This is a genomic window from Candidatus Effluviviaceae Genus V sp., from assembly GCA_014728125.1.
Taxonomy (GTDB): domain Bacteria; phylum Joyebacterota; class Joyebacteria; order Joyebacterales; family Joyebacteraceae; genus WJMD01.
This window is the reverse complement of record WJMD01000075.1, coordinates 1-5402: the sequence shown is the minus strand read 5'-3', so window position 1 is coordinate 5402 and position 5402 is coordinate 1. Positions and strand designations below refer to the sequence as shown.

Sequence of the window (5402 nt, the reverse complement as noted above, 5' to 3'; positions counted from 1 at the left end):
GGCTCGTCCTTGACGACCGTGACGTTCTGAGCCGCCGGGCCCTTGGCCTCGACGACCTCGTCGAACTGCACGCGGTCGTTCTCGCTCAGGGTCTTGTAGGCCTCGTCGCTCTGAATCGCGGTGTGATGGACGAAAACGTCCTTGGAACCGTCATCGGGCGTGATGAAGCCGTAGCCCTTGGCATCGTCGAACCACTTCACTCGTCCGGTCTTACTCACGTACTGGTACCCCTCTTTCGGTCTTTCCGGAGGCCTGCAAAACAGCGCTCCGGACACTGCCCTGCCGGAAACCATCTTCCGGCTCCTGCTCCGACGGACCCTCGATGTCCGCCCCATTCAACAATACCGTTTCTCCCTCACCGGTGTCAAGGGCCAGTCTGTCACGATCCCGTGTGGGCGCGCGCGGCACGGAACAGCGACTGTCACCGCAACTAACAGGCCAGTCAAACCTTACGCGCCCCAAGCCCCCGCAGCGCGCAGGGCCCGCCCCTCTCGAAACGGGCCCTGTTATCTCGTACCGGTCGGAGGCGCGACGCCGCTCGCGGCGAACGCGGTCCGTACCGACTATCGCAGATACGCGATCTTCCTGAGTTCCGTCGTGCCGCCGATCGTGGACCGGCAGAAGTAGACGCCGGAGGCCACGGTCCGGCCGGTGCGGTCACGACCTCTCCACGCGGCCTCGTAGACGCCGCCTGAACGCTGTCCCTCGAAGAGCGTCTGGATGAGCCGTCCGGTGATGTCGTAGATCCGGATGGACACCTGGGCGCCGGTTGCGGGGACGCTGTAGGCGACGGTCGTCTGCGCCGAGAAGGGGTTGGGTCGGATGAACCTGAGCCCACCCTCGACGTCCTCAGGCACGCCGGTGTTCTCGAGGTACTCCGATACGGTGTCGCTCGGGGCGCTCTCGTTCTCACCTTCATCGACGGCGAAGATGCGGTAGTAGTACGTGTTGCCGAGCAGCACGGCGGAGTCGAGATACGAGATGTCCGCCGTCTCGAAGGAAACGGATCCCGCGCCGAAGAGGTCGGTGGTGTCGCGCTCGACCCGGTAGTGGTCGAGGTCGGCCTCGCCGTTGGCGTCCCACGACACGGTGATCTCGGCGTCACCGGGACCCGGCGACGATGTCACCCCGGTCGGTGCCGCAGGGGCCACGTCGAAGGCGGCCGCGGAGTCAGGATCACTCGGGGCACTCTGGTTCGATCCCGTGTCCACTGCGTACACGCGGTAGTGATACGTCTGACTCGGCGTCAGGCCGGCATCCGCGAACTCGCTCACGCCGACGTTGAACGTCGTCGAACCCGTGAACGAGGGGTTGTCCGCCCGCTCGAGCACGTAGTGGTCGAGGTCGGCCTCGACATTGTCGTCCCAGTCGAGGTCGATGTCGCCCTCATCGGTGCCGCTCACCGCCACGAGTCCGGTCGGAGCCGCCGGCGCCGGATCGGCCGCCGCGGCCGAGTCGTACGCGCTGGCTAGGCTCTGGTTCGAGCCGTTGTCGACCGCGTACACGCGGTAGTAGTACGTCTGACCCGGTGTCAGCCCGGCGTCGGCGAACTCACTCGCACCCACGCTGAAGAACGTAGAGCCGGTGAACGAGGCGTTATCGGCACGCTCGAGCAGATAGTCATCTAAGTCCGGCTCGGTGTTGTCGTTCCAGTCGACATCGATCTCGCCGTGCTGCGTGCCGCTCGAAGCCGTGACACCGGTGGGGATAGCGGGCGGGTAGTCTGCGGCGTACGCGTTGTCGGACACGCTGGGCGCGCTCTGGTTCGAGCCCGCGTCGACAGCGTACACGCGATAGTAGTACAGCTGACCGCGGATCAGTCCGGTGTCGAAGTACTCGCTGGCTCCGACGTCGATCGTCGTCGAGCCCGAGAAACCGACGTTGTCGGCACGCTCGAGCACGTAGTGATCGAAGTCTGCGTCGGTGTTGTCGTCCCAGTCCAGGTCGATCTCGCCATCGGCATCGCCGGCCGTCGCCACGAGCCCCGTCGGGGCCGCGGGCGGCAGATCGGCGGCCGAGGCCGAAGCCGCGCTGCTGGGATCGCTCTGGTTCGCGCCGGTATCAACGGCATAGACACGATAGTGATAGGTCTGACCGGGCACGAGTCCGCTGTCCGCGTACTCGCTCGCGCCGACGTTGAACGTCACTGAACCGGAGAAGGCGGGATTGTCGGCCCGCTCGACGACGTAGTGATCGAGGTCGGCCTCAGTGTTGTCGTCCCAGTCGAGATCGACTTCCCCGTCGATCCCACCCGTCATCGCAACGAGACCGGTCGGCGCTGCCGGTGCGGCGTCGCCGGCCGCAGAGGCCGTCGACGAGCTCGGGTCGCTCTGGTTCGAACCGGCGTCGACGGCGTAGACGCGGTAGTGGTACGTCTCGCCCGGCGTCAGGCCGCTGTCGGCATAGTCGCTCACGCCGACGTTGAACGTCGTCGAACCCGAGAAGCCGGCGTTGTCCGCCCTCTCGACGACGTAGTGATCGAGGTCGCCCTCGGTGTTGTCGTCCCAGTCGAGGTCGATCTCGCCGTCGCCGGACCCCGCCGTCGCGGCGAGGCCTGTCGGCGCGGCCGGCGGCAGGTCGGTCGCCACCGCGGAGTCGCTGCCGCTCGCCGCGCTCTGGTTCGAGCCCGTATCGACGGCGTAGACCCTGTAGTAGTAGGTGTCGCCGGGTGCGAGACCGCTGTCCGAGTAGCTGCTCACGCTGACAGTGAACGTTGTCGAACCGGTGAACGAGACGTTGTCCGCCCGCTCGAGAACGTAGTGATCGAGGTCGCCCTCGGTGTTGTCGTCCCAGTCGACGTCGATCTCGCCCTCGCCGGCCCCCGGAACCGCGTTGAGCCCCGTCGGGGTCGCGGGCGGAAGGTCGGTCGCCACCGCGGAGTCGCTGCCGCTCGCCGGGCTCTGGTTCGAACCCGTATCGACGGCGTAGACCCTGTAGTAGTAGGTGTCTCCGGGTGCGAGACCGCTGTCGGCGTAGTCGCTCGAGCTCGTCGTCCAGGTCGTCGAGCCTGCGAACGACGGATTGTCGGCGCGCTCAACGATGTAGTGATCCAGGTCGGGCTCCGTGTTGTCGTCCCAGTCGACGTCGATCTCGCCCTGGCCGGAGCCGGACGAAGCGCCGAGGCCGGTCGGCGCCGCGGGCGGCGGGTCGCCTGCACCCGGAGCGACGTTGGTCACGACGGAGAAGTCCTGGTCGGGCTGCGGCATCACGGAGGCCGTCACGCGGATGGTCCACGTGCCGCTCCCCGGTGAGCTGACGATGACCTGTTCAATGTTGTTGAGATCGTCGACGCCGGTCGCCGCCGTGTTCGAGGGGTTGTCCGGGTCGAGCAGGAAGGGGTGGTAGGTCGCGCGGCTCGGCGAGATGATCTCGAGATCGAGGTCGTTCACAAGCATCCGGCCGCTGCCCTCGTAGTCGCCCTGGTAGTCATCCCACGCGAGCGTGACCTTGAGCTCGCTCTCGCCCGACACGTCTACCTGATACTCCCAGGTCTCCGTCGGCGACAGCGTGTCCTCCTGGATGAGGTCGCCGGTGCCGCCGTCGTCTCTGATGATGTCGATCGTGTTCTGGATGTTCACGCGGCCGAAGCCGAACTGGTAGTCCGGTCCCGTGTTACCCAGGTCGTCGGCGCCCTGAACGAAAAGGGCCTTGACCGTCGACGGCCACGCCTCCCCGCCGAACTTGTCGATGAAGTCCTCCTGCGTCAGGACGACGCAGCCGGAGACCGCGGGCGCCGAGAACGAGGTCCCGCAGGAGCTGCCGCTGTAGTCGTTGTAGAGGTAGGTCGTCGTGATGCCCGCGTAGCTCTTGCAGCCGGGCGCCGTCACGTCGGGCTTCGTCCGGCCGTCGAGCGTCGGCCCGTGGCTCGAGTAGCCGCTCAGTGCATCGTTGTCGGCGTTCGTGCTGCCGACCACGATGGCGTTCTTCGAGGTCGAGCCGGGCCCCGGGATGGTCCCGTACGGGAAGTCCGGCAGATCGCCGGAGCACGAGCCGCAGTCGCCGTCGTTGCCGGCCGAGAACACCACGGTGAGCTTCTTACCCTGGCTCCCACGGACGATCTCGTCGTAATTCTGGCTCCAGTCGTCGTAGGTGCCGTAGTAGTAGCAGTAGTTCGGGCAGAGCCCCCAGCCCCACGAGTTCGAGGAGACGATGATGTCGTAGTTCGAGATCGCGTCGGCAGCCTCTGCGTCCATGTCGTCGCAGTCGTTCGGCCAGTCGTAGGAGGCGATGTCCACCTCGGTCGCCACGCCTCTCCACTGGTACGGCGAGCCGCCCTCGGCCTGACTCCGCGAACCGTCGCCCGCCATGATGCCGCAGCACTTCGTGGCGTGCGAGGCGGTTCCGGAGCCGTCAGCGATCGTCAGGCGGCCGGCGAAGTCGTCGTGATTGGTGGCGACGGAGCCACCGTCCCAGATACCGGCGTAGAGCCCGTTGCCGCTCAAGCTGTAGGGAGCCGTCTGGACCTCGTCGGCGTTGATGGCGTCCCTCAGGTCATCGTTCTCAAGGGCCTTCTCCGGACGCGGGCCCATGATGTACTTGACGACATCCTCTGAGGCGACGTCGAGAAGCTCGGCATCGAGGTCGACGACATAGATGTTCCCCTCGTCGGGGGTCACGGCGCCGTACTGCGACAGCAGGGGCACGGGATCGGAGACATCGTCGTAGACGAAGACGCGCACGTTCGTCTGTCCGAACGCGGTCTGCGAGACCTTGTCGTCCGGGGCAAGCGTGAAGACGGCCCGCACGCTTGCGCGGTCCAGGGCGCCCAGGGCGCCGGGGTCGACCGACGCGGTCCAGGCGTAGTTCGGAATGTAGTCGAGAAGGCGAACGCCGTTTCGAGCGAGTTCCTCCCGCTCGCTTTGGGTGGGGATGTCGCGGAACTGGATGACGACATGCCCCGGCTCGTCGAGCCGCATGACCTCCTCGGCCGGCGTGAACCGCCTGCTCTGGAGATGGATGTCGTAATCCGCCGCGAGGGCGGCCGTCGTGCCGGCCAGCACCAGCACGAGAACAGCACAGATGATCCGAGGCGACGGTGACGTCATCGTCGGGCCTCCCAGCTCTGGACTCTGTGAATGCACGCGAAATGCACATATTGACGCCCTGAACACGGCGAAGGCCATGTCCTGCGGCGTTTTTTCCCTCACTACTTCAGTATAGCACAAGTCGTGCCTGTAGTCAATGACGCAGGCTCCTTTGCCCACGGCCGTACCGGAAGTTCCTCCCGACGTCGGGTCCTCCACGTGGTACGCTCGTCGCACGACGAAAGGAGAACACCGTGACGACCCGACCCACCGTGATGCTGACCGCTCTGCTGCTCGTTCTGGGAGGCGCCTGCAGTGCCCGGACACCGACCGTGATCGACGGTGCGTTCGACGACTGGGACGACGCACCCGTCGCGT

2 protein-coding genes are annotated in these 5402 nt (G+C 66.2%); both read right to left on the bottom strand.

Going from position 1 to position 5402, the window contains the following annotated elements:
• Positions 1-293 (bottom strand): hypothetical protein (locus tag GF405_04250; GenBank protein ID MBD3367377.1); only part of this gene is annotated, 293 nt, incomplete at its 3' end.
• A 270-nt stretch (positions 294-563) separates the two neighbouring features.
• Complete coding sequence (locus tag GF405_04245; protein ID MBD3367376.1) at positions 564-5123, bottom strand: S8 family serine peptidase; 4560 nt, start codon at positions 5121-5123, stop codon at positions 564-566.
• Positions 5124-5402 lie beyond the last annotated feature (279 nt).